Source organism: Paraburkholderia sp. BR10872 (assembly GCF_040965835.1).
Classification (GTDB): Bacteria; Pseudomonadota; Gammaproteobacteria; order Burkholderiales; family Burkholderiaceae; genus Paraburkholderia; species Paraburkholderia nodosa_A.
The window spans coordinates 1-15970 of sequence record NZ_JBFRCN010000099.1; the positions used below are offsets into that span (position 1 = coordinate 1).

Here is a 15970-nt window from a genome sequence, read left to right on the forward strand (position 1 = left end):
GGACCATCAGGCGCGACTCTCATCGTGGCGCGGGGAGTGATCCCCACAACGACGCCGGATAGATTTAGGCAAGCCAACCACAACGTCAACGATCAAGGTTGCAAAAACGGGGGTGACCATAGATTTTGTTTTTCTCGCCGCACAGGTGGGACGCTCAGCCCTGCGGAGAAGAAGGCAAATAGGGCATCGGGTCCACTGGCTTCCCATCGCGGCGCACCTCGAACAACACCGCCACGCGGTCGTTGTTCTCGCTACCCATCTCGGCGATCTGCTGGCCCTGATGCACCGTGTCACCGGTCTTCACGAGCAGACGGCGATTGTGCGAGTAAGCCGTGAGGAAGTCCTTGTTGTGCTGGACGATGATCAGGCTGCCGTATTCGTTCAGGCCCGTGCCCGCATACATGACCTTGCCGTCGGCGGCGGCGAGCACGGGGTCGCCGGCCTTGCCCGCGATCTCGATGCCGCGCGTCGTGCCCGGCGCGAACGGTTCGACCACACGGCCATGCGCCGGCCACACGAGTGCGACGCTGTTCGAATGGCGTGCCACTTCGGCCGCAACCTGGCGGTTTCCCGCTGCGTTCGGGCTGGCATTCGCCGTCGCTCCGCCTGTTTGCGGCGCGGCGACCTGGACGGTGATCGTCTGCTTTGAAACCAGCTTGATCGACTGGCCTGCGCGCAGGTGAGCGTTCGGCTTCAGGTGATTCCAGGTGGCCAGATCCTTGACCGACACACTGTGCTTTTGCGCGATGCGCTGAAGCGTGTCACCGCGGCGCACGCGCACGTAGGTCGTTTTGGTGACGACGCGCGTGACGGGCGCACTCGTCGCTTGTTGTGCGCTGCTGGCGTCGGCGCTCGCTGCGTCGGAGGCCGGGGTCGCCGCTGCCGCCGTGTCAGGCTGCGGTTGTTGCTGCGGCTGCTGCTGATTCATGTTGGCGCAGCCGCCCAGCAGGGCCGCCAATCCCAACGCGGCCCAGAACCCTTTGAGGCCGCGCTGACCGATACGATCGTCTTCAAACATAACCCTCTCTCCTGCGGTGCCTGCAGCCGTGCGATGCAGCGAATGGCTGCCCCGGACGGTCTGCCGCGTATGCCGCGCTCCCGTCCCTCATGGCGTGCCGGCTCGCCTGCGCCGGGCTGCGTCGATCTGCGTCTAAACCGACGACATCTCGAACCATAAACATTCAACGCACGCGATCGCCCCATTAACGAACGAGCGTGCCATCTCAAATTCGATCCGGCATTGTAAAGCGCAACTCCACGAAATCAGCCCAGGGAGAACACTTTGAAACAAATGTTAATTAGCCGAATTCTTGCTCAGCAGCGCATTGGCAAAGGGCCAGAGTAAATCGCCCAAACCCGCGTCAGGGCGGCGTTTGGTGCACCTGCATGATCGTGCCCCATCGCCTGCCTTATCGGCACACGTCCCAGAAACTTGAACAGCGCACTGGCCGCGCCCACTGAAAGCTATTTGAAATTACGCTAACATCGGCGGTGTCAACGTAAACCCGCATTCGGCGGGAACCCTCGCGTATTCTTCAGGTCTTTTCCTGCGTTTGTCGTGCGGCCGCCCTGGTGCCCACTTCACGTTTCCCGGCGCAAGGCGCGGCGCGAACGTCGCCCGAATTCCTGATTTCCCGATTTTTAGCCAGGTACTTCCAGCATCTGCCCGCCCGGCCCGTTTTGCATCATCGGCTGCTTCATGCGCCTCATACCGGCCCGGCCTTCTGCCCAACATGCCAAAGTCATCCAACCGTCTAGTCGAACTCGATTTCTTCCGCGGCCTCGTTCTGCTCATCATCGTCGTCGATCACATCGGCGGCAGCATCGTCTCGCGCGTCACGCTCCACGCCTACGCGCTGTGCGACGCGGCCGAGGTCTTCGTCTTCCTCGGCGGCTTCGCCACGGCCACCGCGTGGGCCACGCTGTGCGCACGCCGCACCGAGGCCGCGGCGCGGCAGCGCTTCATCAAGCGCGCGTTCGAGATCTACCGCGCGTTCGTCGTGACAGCGCTGTTGATGCTGCTCGTCACGGCGATTCTCGTGGCGTGCAACGTGGATGCGCCCAACCTCGCCACCACCGATCTCGACGATCTCACGCTCGCGCCTGCCGCCGCTTTGCGCGACATCGTGCTGTTGCGCCGCCAGCCGTATCTGGCCGGCGTGCTGCCGATGTATGCCTGGTTCGCCCTCGCCGCCCCGCTCGCATTGCCGCTTGCGCGCACGCGGCCGTGGCTGCTGCTGGCCGTGAGCCTCGTGCTCTGGGGCGTCGCACCGCACCTGGCACCGTGGCTGCCGCACGTCGAGGACGTGCAATGGGACTTCAACCCGTTCGGCTGGCAGCTGATGTTCGTGCTCGGCGTGATCGCGCAGGCGCAACCCGTGTTCCAGCGCGTGACTGCCCATCGTCTCGGCACGCTCGTGACCCTCGCCGCACTCGCCGTCGTGGCGGGTGCCGCGATCTATCGCCTGCAGCTCGGCAACGTCGCGCTCGACGGCGACTTCAAGCGCAACCTCGCATGGTTTCGCGTGCTCAACTTCCTCGGCATCGCGTGGCTCACGGCGCATGTCATCCGCTTCGGCTGGGCGAAGCGCGTGGCGCATGCGCTGCCCTGGGTGGGCCTCGTCGGTCGCAAGGGGATGCTCTCGTTCGTGGCCGGCGCCGTCATTTCGCTCACGGTCGACTCGGTGCTCTACTGGTACACCGACGGCTATCTGAACGTGCCGCTCGGCCTCTGCGCAGACGCCGTCGCGATCACCGCGCTGCTGCTCGTCGCGCGTGCGTCCGACCCGCTCAAGCGGCTGCTGCCCTCGCGCGCCAAAGCTTCCGCCTGAAACGACGCGGCGCACAGGCCATGCACTGCGCGCCGGCTAACCGATCATCACGGCTTCCGGCACGCATGAGCGGCTGCTAGCATGATGACCCCGCGCCGCCCGCGCGCCACCGCTCTCGATGTCCCTGCCATGCGCAGACTCCTTCGCACCGCGCTGCTCCCGCTCGCTCTCTCCTACGCGGCGTTCGCCACGCCCGCGGCGCCGGCCGCGGCGAGCACCGTCGTGGTCCGCACGTTCCACGCCGAGGCGCTCAACCGCGACTGGCCATACGTGGTGTACCTGCCGAACGGCTATCGCGCCGACCAGCACCGCTACCCGGTGCTCTATCTCCTGCACGGCAACAACGGCGAGCCGATGGACTGGGTCACGCAAGGCCAGCTCCAGACCACCGCCGACACGCTGATCGCCCGTCACGAGATCCCGCCCGTGGTGATCGTGATGCCGCAGGGCGGCACCGACTGGTACGTCGACCGAAAGGAGAGGATGGAGACGGCGTTCTTCCAGGATCTGCTGCCCGAGATCGAGGCGCACTTCGCGGTGGACGACGCGCGCGACGGCCGCGCGATCGGCGGTGTCTCGATGGGCGGGTTCGGCGCGCTGCGCTACACGCTGGAGCACCCCGACATGTTCTGCGGCGCGTTGCTGCTGTCCCCGGCGGTCTACGCGGGCGACCCGCCGCCCAGTTCGGCGGCGCGTCACGTGGGCGTGTTCGGCGATCATCAGTTCGATGCGCAGATCTGGCGCACGCTCAACTATCCGGCGCTCTGGAAGCCGTACTTCGCGCAGCCCCGGCGCGTGCCGTTCTTCATCGCGGCCGGCGACGACGACCTCGTGATCCAGGCCGAGTCGTCGCTGCTCTACACGCGGCTGCGCGAGGCCGGCAATACGGCGGCGCTGCGCATCGTGGACGGCGGCCACGTGTGGCCTGTGTGGCGCGAGCTGCTGCCCGCCGCGCTCAAGTACACGCTCGCCTGCTTCCGTTGAGCAAGGCACGAGGCGCGCCTCGCCCTGAACTGAGCGTCACTCCGCCCAGTTCACCCAAAGCACCATCAGCACGGTCATGAGCGCCGGGCCGATGAAGATGCCGATCAGTCCGAAGGTCGTCGCCCCGCCTAGAATGCCGAACAGCACGAGCAGAAAAGGCAGACGCGTGGAATTGCCGATCAGCACGGGCCGCACGAAATGCTCGGCGACGAACACCACCACGAATCCCCATATCGCGAGCGCCGCCGCCGCGATCAGCGAGCCCTGGATGACGAGCCACAGCGCCGCGCCGCCGAACACGATCGGTGCGCAAAACGGCAGCATAGCCGCGATGGCGGTGACCGTGCCGAGCAGCGCTGCATGCGGCACGCCGGTCGCGATATAGGCGGCGGTCAGCAGCACGCCCTCGCCCAGCCCCACGACCACGAGCCCCGTGACCGTGGCGCGCACGGCGGCGGCCATGCGCTGCAGGAGTTGCGCGCCGTCGGCACCGAAGGCGCGGCGCGCACCGCGCATCACCGTTGCCGAAAGACGCGGGCCGGCCCGGAAGATCACGAACAGCGTGACGAGCATGAAGCCGAACGTCATCGTGGCGTGGGCGGCGCGCGCACCGAAGTGGCGGCCGAACGAGGTGATGGTGTCGCCGTGCAGGCTCTTCATCGCCGGCGAAGCCTTGAGCGGCTGGGCGAGATTGGCCTGCCACCAGTCGCTCACCTGACGGCTGCCGACCGGTAAATGTGAAACGAAGTCGGGCACCGGCACGCCGTTCTCCTGGGCGTCGCGCAGCCAAAGGTAAAGCTCGTGGGCCTCGCCGCCGGCCTGAATGGCCGTGACGGCGATCGGCAGCAGCACGAGCAGGCCGATCGCGGCAGTGAGCAGCGTGGCGATCAGCGTCTTGCGGCCCTTGAACGGGGCGCGTCGCTCGATCGCCTGATAGGTCGGCCACAGCACGATGGCAAAAACGCTCGCCCAGGCCACGGCGGGCACGAACTCGCGCACGATCCACAGCGCCAGCAACACGAGCGTGGCGTACAGCACCGCGGAGGCGGCGCGCTGGATTTTTTGCTCGTTTGCGGAGTTCGGAGCAGGCGGACGATGAATCATGTAACCTCTTGAAAATTCAAAAACAGCTGGCCGGTTTCGTGGCTGCGCAGGTGCGGTGCCACCCGCCAGCGCGGTGCAGAAATCGATCCAGCCGGGCCGGTCTTCCCTCAGATCCCAATCCGCCCCAGTCGTTCCGTCCCTATCCTGGAACGCCCTCCAGGCGCCCGTTTTCGGGCCCCTCGATGTCGCGCCACGCACAACAGTGCGTTGCACAAATTCGAGATGTCGACCCCAAATCCGCGCAAACCCCCATTCCTTCGTGAATCGCAACGTGTCGCAGGGCGATTGTTGCTGATAATGGAATGGTGTTTCAACGGCGACAGAATGGCACTTGTCAGCGCGCAGGACTACATTCGCGGCACCACACTTACGGAGCCGACAATGAAGAAAAAAGCGTGCCTCTCGCTTGACGGAGCCAACGGTGAGCGTATCGAAATACTCGAGCAGACGGATACGGCGCTGGTGATCCGCTGGGTCGAACCCGGTCGCTGCCATTATGGCGAACAGCGCTGGCGCCGCCGCTCGGCGCATTCGTCGGGCACCTGCGCGGTGTCGCGCCGCAAGATCCGCCGGGGCGACGCCGTCTTCAAGCCGGCCGAACGTCCCGCGCCGCTCAACGCCTCCGTCATGATCGCCGCCGAAGTGTTCGGCGCCCTCATCGGCGCGGAACTGCCGAAGTAAGCGCGGCGACGTCTGCCGCGGCCTCAGCGAGGCGCGAGCGAAATGGCCCGCGCGGCATGGCGCGGCGCGAAGCCCGCCGAGGCGGCGCTCAACGCTGCCACGCGCGCGAGCACATCGGCGTCGAACGGCGCCGCGCGCGGGCCCGAGCGGTCCACGTGCAGGAGCAACTGCTCGCTCGCCGAGACGGGCGAGGCGAGCGCATCGTCAAGATCGCCCGCGAACATCTCCAGATACAGGCGCACGCGTTTCGCGTCGTGCTCGATCACCCGGACGTCGATGCGCACCTGCGCGCCCCCCTTGATCTCGTGGAGATAGTTCAGGTGCGCCTCCAGCGTGTACATCGACCGCCCGCGCGCCTCGCGCGCCGCCGCGTCGAGCCCGATGGCGTCGAGCAGCGCGTCGGTCGCGTAGCTGTAGATCAGCATGTAGAACGCATCGCGCAAGTGGCCGTTGTAATCGACCCACTCCGCGCGCACCGTGTCGCGGTAGACCACGGGCGCCGTTTCGTTCGTCATCCAGTCTCCTCTCCCGTCTCCATATTTGGTGCCCGCGTGCAGGCGGGAGCAGTGTAACCGCAGACACGCCTCGTCCGCCGCGACACCGGCATGCTCCGGCGCCGCCGCATGCGCGCTCGCGCCACCGTGCACGCCGCGCGCCGCTGGGGTAAGGTTGAACGGTCGCGGCCCAGCCGCCGCCCTTCGAACGCCCTTCAACTGCCGCTCCCGCGCGGCGCTACGCGAGGTCCGGTCATGGCAGAAAACACGCCCCCGCTTCCATTTCCCCCGCAGCAGTTCTCACTCGACGTGATGCTCGAGAAGTACGCCAAAGGCGACGAGCAGACCGCCGACGACATCTACCGCCGCGTGGCGCGCGGCGTCGCGCAGGTCGAGCCGCCTGCGCTGCGCGCCGAGGTCGAGGCGCGTTTCGTCGACAACCTGCGCAATGGCGCGCTGGGTGCGGGGCGGATCATGAGCGCGGCGGGCGCCGGCATCGAAGCCACGCTGATCAACTGCTTCGTGCAGCCGGTCGGCGACAGCATCCAGGGCGTGGATGACGAAGGCCGCCCCGGCATCTACGTCGCCCTGCTGCAGGCCGCCGAAACCATGCGGCGCGGCGGCGGCGTGGGCTACAACTTCTCGGCGATCCGGCCGCACGGCGCACACGTGAAGTCGACGGGGTCGAGCGCATCGGGCCCGTGCAGCTACATCGACGTGTTCGACGCCTCGTGCCGCACCGTGGAAAGCGCGGGCGCACGGCGCGGCGCGCAGATGGCCGTGCTCGACTGCGATCACCCCGACCTGCCCGAATTCATCGAGGCCAAGCATTCGAAGGGGCGCTGGAACAACTTCAACGTGTCGGTCGCGGTGACCGACGAATTCATGCGCGCGGTGGAAAACGACGCGCCCTGGCAGCTCGTGCATCGCGCCGAGCCCTCGCCCGCGTTGCGCGCCTCGGGCGACCTGCAGCGTCGCGACGACGGCCTGTGGGTCTACGCCGAAACGCGCGCCCGCGCGCTATGGGACGCGATCATGCGTTCGACCTACGACGTGGCAGAGCCGGGCGTGGTGTTCATCTCGCGCATGAACGAGGACAACAATCTGCGCGCGCTCGAATCGATCCGCGCGACCAATCCGTGCGGCGAGCAGCCGCTACCCGCGTACGGTTGCTGCAATCTCGGACCGCTCGACCTGACCCGTTTCGTGATCGACCCGTTCGCCCAAATGCGCGGCGGCAAGGCAGATTTCGACTGGACTCAACTCGCCGAGCGCACGGGCACCCAGGTGCGCTTTCTCGACGACGTGCTCGACGCCACGCTCTGGCCGCTGCCCGAGCAGCAGGCGGAGGCGGCGGCCAAGCGGCGTATCGGCGTGGGCTTCACGGGGCTCGGCGACACGCTCGTGATGCTCGGCATCCGCTACAACTCGCCCGAAGGCTGCGAATTCGGCGCGCGCGTGGGGCGCACGATGCGCGACGCGGCCTATCGCGCCTCCGTCGAGCTTGCGCGCGAGCGCGGCGCGTTTGCGCTCTTCGACGCGAAGTCCTACCTCGAAGAAGGCACCTTCGCCTCGCGCCTGCCCGACGACCTCAAGGCCGAGATCCGCGCGCATGGCATCCGCAACAGCCATCTGTTGTCCATCGCGCCCACCGGCACGGTGAGCCTCGCGTTCGCCGACAACGTCTCGAACGGCATCGAGCCCGCGTTCTCGTGGACCTACCAGCGCACGCGCCGCATGGCCGACGGCAGCCGCGAAACGTTCAACGTCGAAGACCACGCGTGGCGTGTGTTCCGCGAACTGGGCGGCGACGTGAGCGCGCTGCCCGCGTACTTCGTGAGCGCGCTGGAAATGAGCGCACAGGAACACGTGGCGATGATGGCGGCCGTGCAGCCGTACGTCGACACGTCGATCTCGAAGACCGTCAACGTCCCCGCCGACTATCCGTTCGAAGATTTCGAAAATCTCTATCTCGACGCATGGCGTCGCGGCCTCAAGGGACTCGCGACCTACCGCCCGAACGAGACGCTCGGCGCGGTGCTGCAGACGCTGCCTCCCGAAGCGGCGGCAACGGCCGACGATGCGCTCGGCGACGCCCTGCTCGACCCGCTGCGCGTGGCGATCGACCACCGGCCCAAGGGCGAGCTGCCCGCCGTGATCGAGAAGATCGAATACATCACGCAGACGGGCAAGGTGTCGCTCTACGTGGCGGTGTCGTTTCTCGAAGTGACGGGCCAGGTGGGCGGCGAAGCCGTGACCATCGAGCGGCCCATCGAATTCTTCATCCCCGTGGGCCAGCGCGACGAGCAGCAGCAATGGATCACGGCGACCATGCGTTCGCTCTCGCTCGCGGCGCGAGGCGGCTTCGTCGCGCGCAATCTGCAGGATTTGCGCAAGGTGTCGTGGGATCGCGGCCAGGTGCGGTATGGCGAGACGCAGCGTCTGGACGGCCGGCGCATTCCGCTGTGGCACGACTCCGAGGTCGCGGCCATCGCCTACGCAATCCAGCAGATCCTGCATCGGCGCGGCTTTCTCGATGCCGAGGGACGGCAAGTGCCGTCACGGCTGCTCGCGCAGCGGCGTGACGGTGCGTTGGCCGCGCAGTTCACCGGCAACGCGCGGGCCGGCGCGGAGCACCCCGGCGACCAGGTGCTGGACGGCGATAACGCGCTGCCCGCCGATACCCAGCATGCCTTTGCTCACGCGATGCTCGGCCGCAAGTGCGGATCGTGCGGGGCGAATGCGGTGATCCGCAAAGACGGGTGCGACTTCTGCACGGCGTGCGGCGAGATCGGGACCTGCGGTTGAGGGCTGGTGCTCAAGTCCGGGGCGGCGTGGTGGCCGCTGGCGCTGTTCTACAGCGCGCCTGCGGCCATTTCCCTCGTGTGTATCGCGGTGCTGCAGCGCAAGCAGTCGTCGGCCACGCAAGGCGATGTGGCGATCGCGTTCAGGACTAACGCTCTGCTAGACGGCCGCCGTAATCGCCGCTATCAGCCCGTTCAGCGCAACGCGCCACGCTTCGCTGTTCGGGCCTTCGGTCAGCAGTGCGCCCACCACCTCCCGATGCAACGCGTCGCGTCGCGCGCCGGCGGGCAGAATATCGCCGAAGCCCGTCAGCGACTGCGCGAGCGGCGTGCTGCCGCCCTCGCCCTCTTCGCGCGTCAAGGCGCGCAAGAGGTCTTGCGCCGCTTCGGGCACCGCCGCGATCATGAGCATGCGCTCTTCCCAGATCACGAAGCGGGCGAGCCGCGCCAGGAGGCCTTCCGTTCCAGCGCCGCTTTCGACGTTCGCGGTCGCGGCGAAGGCCGGCGTCGTGTCGAGCCATTCGATGAGACGTGCGCCTTCCATCGGTTTCGCGATGCCATAGCCCTGCGCGCCGTCCACGCCGAGAATGGCGAGCGCGCGAAGGAGGTCGAGCGTATCGATGCCTTCGGCAAGCACGCGCCTGCCCAGCGAATGGCCGAGGCGCGTCAACTGATAGATCACGCGCAGCGTACTGAGCGCGTCGCCGCCGCTCACCTTCACCATCTCGCGGTCGAGCTTGATCCAGTCGAAGGGCAATTCTCGCAGTCGCGTGAGGCCACTATGCCCCGCGCCAAGATCGTCCTGCGCGAGCAGCACGCCCAGCTCGCGGAACTTCGCGAGAATGGCGCGCTGTCCCTGGCTCAGCGACAGTGCTTCGTTCTCCAGAACTTCCAGCGTGAGCCGCTCAGCCGGGCAACGGTGCGCGGCCAGCGCGGTGCGGGCGGCCTCGAAATAGCGGATGTCGTTGAGCGCCGCCGGCGGCAGGTTGATCGAGACGTCGAGATCGCGGCCCTGGGCGTACCAGCGTGCGCGGTCGGCGAGCGCCTGCTCGATGCCGCGTGCGAAGAGTGCGAGCAGATCGTCGGAAGAGAGTGCCGAGAGAAACACGTCGGGCACGAGCAGGCGCTCGCCGTCGCGCAGACGCGCCAGCGCTTCGACCTTGGTCGCCTTGCCCGTGGCGAGGCTGAGCAGCGGCTGATAGTGCATTTCCAGCGCGCCGGTACGCACGAGCGCCGCCCAATGCTGGCGCACGCTCACCGGCACCGCGGCGCTCAGGCCGTCGTTGCCGGCGATGCGCGTCGCGGCGCAGCCGAGCAGCGTTTGCAGTAAATCGACGAAGGCCACCTGATCGGGCCCGACGAAGCCGCCCGGAAACGCGCTATACAGACTCAACACGGCGAGCGGCGGCTGCCCGGGCGCGGCCAGCGGAATCGACACCGAAGAGCGCACGCCCTCGCGCGCCGCGAGATCGCGCCACGGCGCGACGAGCGGATCCGTCTGATAGTTGATGACGCGCTCGGGCTTGCCGCTGCGCCACGCACGCCCAATGGCGCCCTGCCCTTGCGGATGATCGGCGCGCACGCTGATTTCCCGATCGTGCGCGGCAAGCACGTTGAGCATGCCGCCTTGCGTCTTGCCGCCCGCGCCGGCCTCGAAGTGAAAAATACCCGCTTCGTCAGGACGTCCGATGGTGCAGGCGCTCACTTCGTCATGCTCCGCCAGCGCGGCAATGACCTGGTCGATGAAATTCGTGTAGCTGCCCGCCTCCCAGACAAGACGCGTGATGCGCAACAGCGCCTCCTGCTGCGAGTCCTGGACGGCCTGATACGCCTTGAGCTGCCACGCGAGGTCGGCGGTCAGACGGCGCGCGTAGAGCGAAAGTTGTTGCGTGCTCACCGTGCGGCCGACGTCCGCGTAGATCAGTTCCTGAAGAATGCCGCGGCTGCGCACGAGTTCTTCCTTGTCGAGCCCGACAATGGCATGAATGCGGCCGATGCGCTGCGCCATGTCCTCATGCTCGCGCGAGGTCGGCCCGAGACTGGCGAGGGCAAGCAGATTCTGGATCTGCCGCGCCTTGAGGTGCGCGAGTTCCGCACCCGAAAGCATTTCGAGGATGCGGCGGGATTTGGGCAAGCGACCCAGCTCCTCGTAGAAGCGGTTGACCACGTGGGCCGCGTGCTCGTGTAGCGCGCCAATCAGCGTTTTCATTTTTGAGCCTTCGATATCACCGCCCTGGCGTCACGGCCCGGATCTGCAAATCGGGCAGGGTGTCGCGCCACGTTCTTGGCCGTAGTGGTCATTAGCGGCCGCTCGAACAGCGATTGTGGCTCGCACAGAAGGAATGATACGTCATGCGCCGCAGGCGTCCGCGCACGATGGCATACACAAGGCGGCGCAAGCGGGCGCTAAAAGCGCCCAACGTCCGCCCTCAAAGCGGCGTGAGCAACGCCTCGCCCGCGAAGTGCCGCGCCGCGTTTTCGGCGAAATGTCGCACCGTGGCGGTGCGCACGTCGGGCGACGCGCCGGCCACGTGCGGCGTGAGCACGATGTTGTCTAACCCGATGAGCGCAGCGGGCGGCTGCGGCTCGCCCTCGTAGACGTCGAGCCCCGCGCCGCCCAGCGCCCCCGCCTTCAGCGCGAGGGCGAGCGCGGCCGTATCGACCACGCTGCCGCGCGACACGTTGACGAGAAAACCCTGCGGCCCTAGCGCATCGATCACGGCGCGATCGATCAGATGCTTCGTTTGCGCGCCGCCCGGCGTCGCGATCACGAGAAAGTCACTCCATTGCGCGAGCGCCATCACGCTCTCGAAGTAGCGCGCCTGAGCGCCCTCGCGCGGCTTGCGGTTGTGATAGCCGAGTTCCATGCCGAAGCCCGCCGCGCGCTTCGCAACCTTCTCGCCGATATGACCGTAGCCGACAATGCCGAGCCGCCGCCCCGTTACCGTGGGACGCATGGGCAGCGCGTCGCGCCAGACGCCGGTGCGGCACGCGGCGTCGAACTGCGGCACGGCGCGCACGGCCGCGAGCAGCAGCGCGAGCGCGTGGTCGGCCACGCAGTCGGCATTGACGCCCGCGCCGTTGCACAGCGCGATGCCACGCTCGCGTGCACGGTCGAGCGCGATATTTTCGTAGCCCGCGCCAAGCGCGGCCGCCAGTTCGAGCGCGGGCATGCGGTCGATTTCGTCGGCGGTGAGGCCCGTCGTGCCGTTGGTGAGCACCACGTGCACGTCCTTGCCACGTTCCGCGACCGCTTTGGCGCGCGCATCGGCATCGGGCGCGTAGATCACGTCGAACTGTTCGCCAAACCCGGCGAGGTCTTCAGCGGGAAGCAGTATCAGGACCAGCAGGCATGGCTTCATCGTCGTGTCACCCTTCCGTCAATGTTTCGATATGCGAATCGAATACCGCACGCCCGCGAGTGGACTTCACACGGCCGTCACATAACGCGGCGGCAACACCTCGACGCGCGGCGCGGCCGCGGCGGCTGCGGCGTCGCGCGCGCGGCGCATCTGGTCGGCCGGGCTCATGCCGAAGAGGCGCTTGAATTCGCGGCTGAACTGCGACGCGCTTTCATAGCCCACGCGCGTGGCCGCCGCGCTCACGGTCAGACCGTCGTGCGTGATCAGGAGCCGCGCATGGTGCAGGCGCGTGGTCTTCACGTACTGCATGGGCGACGTCGAGGTGACGGCCTTGAAGTGCGCATGAAAGACGGCAAGGCTCATGCCCGCCTCGGAGGCGAGCGTTTCGACGTCGAGGTCGCCGCGGTAGTCGGTGTGAATGCGCCGCAGCGCCTTCGCGATCCGCCCGAAGTGATGCTGATGCGTGAGCGCCGCGCGAATTGCGTCGCCCTGCTCGCCCATCAGCACGCGGTAGCAGATTTCGCGCACGATCGAGGGGCCGAGAATGCGTGCCTCGTATGGCTGCGCGAGCGCTTCGAGCAGGCGCAGCACGGCGTTCGAGAGCGTGGCGTCGAGCGGCGTGGCGTAGATGCCCGAAGGTTCGGACACGGCGCGGCGCGGATCGTCGAGCGCCATGAGCAGTTCGGCGACGGTCGTGAGATCGACGCGGATCGAGATGGCCAGAATCGGCTTCTCGGGGCTCGCCTCGGTCTCGCACTCGAACGGCATCGGCACCGAGAGGACCAGGTATTGCTGGGCGTCGTAGATGAACACCTGGTCGCCGAGAAAGCCGCGCTTGCGCCCCTGGCAGACGATGAAAATGCTCGGTTCGTACATGACCGGCTGGCGCGGATGGCTTTCGCTGCCGCGGTAGAGCCGCACGCCTTCGACCGCCGTGGCGTGCACGCCGTCGCGCTGCGTGATTTGCATGAGCAGGTCGACCGTGCGCGCCTGCGTGGCGGCCGCCGGCGCGATGGCCGCCGCGGCGAGGGTTTTGACGTAGCCCATATCGGTTGCGCCCCAAAAGATGAAGTCAGGCAGAGAAACAGGCTTGCCAATCTATCACCGAACCTGTGGATGTGCTGCGCGCCAGGAGAATCAGGCAAGTCTTCGATAGCTTCAGGTATTCCCTGGGTGGGTGCCGATCCTTACGATGGGAACCCTGCCGCAACACCCATGCACTAGAGGAGAGCCAACCCATGTACCCAACCTACGGATACGCCGCCCGCGACGCCGCCTCGCCGCTCGCCCCGTTCGAATTCCAGCGCCGTGACATGCGCGAACTCGACGTCCGTATCGACGTGCTGTTCTGCGGCGTGTGCCACTCCGACCTGCACCAGGCGCGCGACGAATGGCGCAACACGATTTACCCGGTCGTGCCCGGCCACGAGATCGTCGGCCGCGTGGCCGAAGTCGGCAAGGGTGTCACGAAGTACAAGGTGGGCGAACTCGTCGGCGTGGGCTGTCTCGTCGACTCCTGCCGCACCTGCCCGAGCTGCGCCGAAGGCCTCGAGCAGTATTGCGAGAACGGCTGGGTCGGCACCTATAACGGCGCCGACCGCGTGAGCGGCGACATCACCTACGGCGGCTACTCCACGCAGCTGGTGGTGGACGAAGCGTTCGTGCTGCGCGTACCCGAGAACCTCGATGCCGCCGCGGCCGCGCCGCTCCTGTGCGCGGGCATCACCACGTATTCGCCGCTGCGCACGTGGGGCGCCGGCCCCGGCAAGAAGGTCGGCATCGTGGGTCTCGGCGGCCTCGGCCACATGGGCGTGAAGCTCGCGCATGCCATGGGCGCGCACGTGGTGCTGTTCACCACGTCGCCGTCGAAGATCGAAGACGGCAAGCGCCTGGGCGCGGACGAAGTGGTGATCTCGAAGGACCCGGAGCAGATGCAGGCGCACGCCAACAGCTTCGACCTGATCGTGAACACCGTGGCCGCGCAGCACGACCTGAACCCGTTCATCGAGCTGCTGCGCCGTGACGGCACGATGACGCTGGTGGGCGCGCCCGAACACGATCACCCGTCGCCACAAGTGTTCAACCTGATCCTGAAGCGCCGCCGTCTGGCGGGCTCGCTGATCGGCGGCATTGCAGAAACCCAGGAAATGCTGGACTTCTGCGGCAAGCATGGCATTACGTCGGATATCGAAATGATCAAGATGCAGGACATCAACAACGCCTATGAGCGCATGCTCAAGAGCGATGTGAAGTACCGCTTCGTGATCGACCTCGATTCGCTGCGCAAGTAACGCGCACGCAGCGCGGCAAACAAGCGCCGCGCACCCAGACGTACCACCCTGCCCCGCCGGGCCATCCGTTCCGGATGGCCCGCCAGCCCTTTCCCTTCGAGGCCTTCTTTTTTGGCCTCCCGTAGTCGAGCCGGCGTCACATACGCCGCCATCCAATCGTCATGGCTGTTTAACCGCTGAGCGTCGCTTTCCGCGAGACGCCGGCACCGCGAAGCGCTTTCATCGCTACGCGGCTCACCCTTTTGCTGCACCAGCGCGGATTTCGTTCAAGCCTCAAGCCCATTGCAGGAGCTCGCCCGTGATCGACCGCATCCAGGCGATGCGCACGTTCGTGCGCATCGTTGACACCAATAGTTTCACCAAAGCCGCGCAGTCACTCGATATGCCGCGCGCCAGTGCCACCACGCTGATGCAAAACCTCGAATCGCTGCTCGGCACGCAATTGCTCGTGCGCACAACGCGGCGCCTTTCGCTCACGCCCGAAGGCGCCGCGTACTACGAGCGCGCCTCGCAGATCCTCGCCGACATCGACGATGCCGAAGCGAGCGTGCGCCAGTCGCCCGGCGCGATCGGCGGGCGCTTGCGCGTGGAAATGCCGGGGCTCATCGCCAATGCGATCGTGCTGCCCGCGCTCGACGCCTTCCACGCGCGCTATCCGCAGATCGACCTCGTGATCGGCGTGAGCCTGCGCAACGTCGACCTCGTCGGCGAAGGCGTGGATTGCAGCATCCAGCTCGGCGAGTTGCCCGATTCGGGACTCGCGGCGCGGCGCCTCGGCGTGCTGGAGCACGTGACCTGCGCGAGCCCCGCGTACCTCGAGCGGCACGGCGCGCCGCAAACGCTCGACGATCTCGCGCGGCATCCGGTCGTCAACTTCCTCTCGCCGCTCACGGGCCGCCCGTTCGAGTTCGACTTCGAGGTGGAGGGCAGTCCGACCAAGGTGAAGGTGGATGGCTTCGTACATGTCTCCGACGAGTTCGCCTACCTCACGTGCGGTTTGCAGGGCTATGGGCTGATCCAGCCGCCGCTGCTCGCTGCGCAGCCGTACCTGGACAGCGGTGCGTTGGTCGAGGTGCTGCCGCAGTGGAAGCCGCTGCCTACGCCCGTTTCGGTGGCGTTCGTGAAGTCGCGACAGTTGTCGCCGCGTGTGCGCGTGTTCGTTGACTGGCTCGCGGAGCTGTTCGAGGATGCTGGCGCGGTGAATCGCGATCTCTCGCGGGTGCGGCAGTTGCTGGAGGGGTTGCAGTTGGCGCCGGTCTGAGCGTTTGCGGTTTTTGCTTTGGCCTTTAGCTTTGGCCTTTCCTTGTGTTCGCGTCGGTATGCAAGTGTTGCCCCTGTGCGGGGCGGCACCTACTTTCTTTGCGGCGGCAAAGAAAGTAGGCAAAGAAAGCCGCTCAAACCGCCAGCGCCTGCCACAGT

The 15970-nt window shown here is 66.9% G+C and carries 12 protein-coding genes; 6 read left to right on the plus strand and 6 right to left on the minus strand.

The genetic code is table 11. From position 1 onward, the window contains the following. Positions 1 to 154: 154 nt before the first annotated feature. Positions 155 to 1018, minus strand: a complete 864-nt coding sequence (locus AB4Y43_RS39185) for a peptidoglycan DD-metalloendopeptidase family protein (RefSeq protein ID WP_368730194.1) — start codon at positions 1016 to 1018, stop codon at positions 155 to 157. 715 nt (positions 1019 to 1733) lie between these two features. Here AB4Y43_RS39185 and AB4Y43_RS39190 point away from each other — a divergent pair. Together AB4Y43_RS39190 and AB4Y43_RS39195 are read left to right on the plus strand one after the other, a co-directional pair. Then, positions 1734 to 2831 carry an OpgC domain-containing protein gene (locus AB4Y43_RS39190; RefSeq protein ID WP_342946603.1) on the plus strand — a complete coding sequence of 366 codons (1098 nt, stop codon included), beginning with the start codon at positions 1734 to 1736 and terminating at the stop codon, positions 2829 to 2831. A gap of 129 nt (positions 2832 to 2960) precedes the next feature. Continuing rightward, positions 2961 to 3815 carry an alpha/beta hydrolase gene (locus AB4Y43_RS39195; protein WP_368730195.1) on the plus strand — a complete coding sequence of 285 codons (855 nt, stop codon included), beginning with the start codon at positions 2961 to 2963 and terminating at the stop codon, positions 3813 to 3815. A 36-nt stretch (positions 3816 to 3851) separates the two neighbouring features. On the opposite strand, the gene AB4Y43_RS39200 is transcribed toward AB4Y43_RS39195, so the two are convergent. Next, positions 3852 to 4919, minus strand: coding sequence for an AI-2E family transporter (locus tag AB4Y43_RS39200; RefSeq protein ID WP_069266203.1), 1068 nt, complete (start codon positions 4917 to 4919; stop codon positions 3852 to 3854). Between the two features lie 381 nt (positions 4920 to 5300). On the opposite strand from AB4Y43_RS39200, the gene AB4Y43_RS39205 reads away from it, so the two are divergent. Beyond that, a complete protein-coding gene (locus AB4Y43_RS39205) occupies positions 5301 to 5600 on the plus strand; it encodes a DUF3331 domain-containing protein (protein ID WP_069266348.1) in 300 nt (99 codons plus the stop codon). A 23-nt stretch (positions 5601 to 5623) separates the two neighbouring features. On the opposite strand, the gene AB4Y43_RS39210 is transcribed toward AB4Y43_RS39205, so the two are convergent. Then, positions 5624 to 6115 carry a thioesterase family protein gene (locus AB4Y43_RS39210; RefSeq protein ID WP_368730196.1) on the minus strand — a complete coding sequence of 164 codons (492 nt, stop codon included), beginning with the start codon at positions 6113 to 6115 and terminating at the stop codon, positions 5624 to 5626. 234 nt (positions 6116 to 6349) lie between these two features. On the opposite strand from AB4Y43_RS39210, the gene AB4Y43_RS39215 reads away from it, so the two are divergent. Continuing rightward, the gene (locus AB4Y43_RS39215; RefSeq protein WP_368730197.1) at positions 6350 to 8902 is read left to right on the plus strand and encodes an adenosylcobalamin-dependent ribonucleoside-diphosphate reductase; all 2553 of its coding nucleotides are present in this window, start codon (positions 6350 to 6352) and stop codon (positions 8900 to 8902) included. A gap of 156 nt (positions 8903 to 9058) precedes the next feature. On the opposite strand, the gene AB4Y43_RS39220 is transcribed toward AB4Y43_RS39215, so the two are convergent. The 3 genes from AB4Y43_RS39220 to AB4Y43_RS39230 all read right to left on the minus strand — a co-directional run bounded on the left by AB4Y43_RS39220 (position 9059) and on the right by AB4Y43_RS39230 (position 13307). After that, positions 9059 to 11107 (minus strand): EAL domain-containing protein, encoded by a 2049-nt coding sequence (locus AB4Y43_RS39220; RefSeq protein ID WP_342946606.1) that lies wholly within the window; start codon positions 11105 to 11107, stop codon positions 9059 to 9061. 220 nt (positions 11108 to 11327) lie between these two features. Further along, a complete protein-coding gene (locus tag AB4Y43_RS39225; protein ID WP_368619135.1) occupies positions 11328 to 12260 on the minus strand; it encodes an NAD(P)-dependent oxidoreductase in 933 nt (310 codons plus the stop codon). A gap of 66 nt (positions 12261 to 12326) precedes the next feature. Next, positions 12327 to 13307 carry an AraC family transcriptional regulator gene (locus AB4Y43_RS39230; protein ID WP_069266198.1) on the minus strand — a complete coding sequence of 327 codons (981 nt, stop codon included), beginning with the start codon at positions 13305 to 13307 and terminating at the stop codon, positions 12327 to 12329. Between the two features lie 191 nt (positions 13308 to 13498). Between AB4Y43_RS39230 and AB4Y43_RS39235 the strand changes: the two genes are divergently transcribed. Together AB4Y43_RS39235 and AB4Y43_RS39240 are read left to right on the plus strand one after the other, a co-directional pair. Then, a complete protein-coding gene (locus tag AB4Y43_RS39235) occupies positions 13499 to 14551 on the plus strand; it encodes an NAD(P)-dependent alcohol dehydrogenase (protein ID WP_069266197.1) in 1053 nt (350 codons plus the stop codon). A gap of 298 nt (positions 14552 to 14849) precedes the next feature. Beyond that, positions 14850 to 15812 carry a LysR family transcriptional regulator gene (locus tag AB4Y43_RS39240; RefSeq protein WP_368602837.1) on the plus strand — a complete coding sequence of 321 codons (963 nt, stop codon included), beginning with the start codon at positions 14850 to 14852 and terminating at the stop codon, positions 15810 to 15812. The last annotated feature ends 158 nt before the right edge of the window (positions 15813 to 15970 follow it).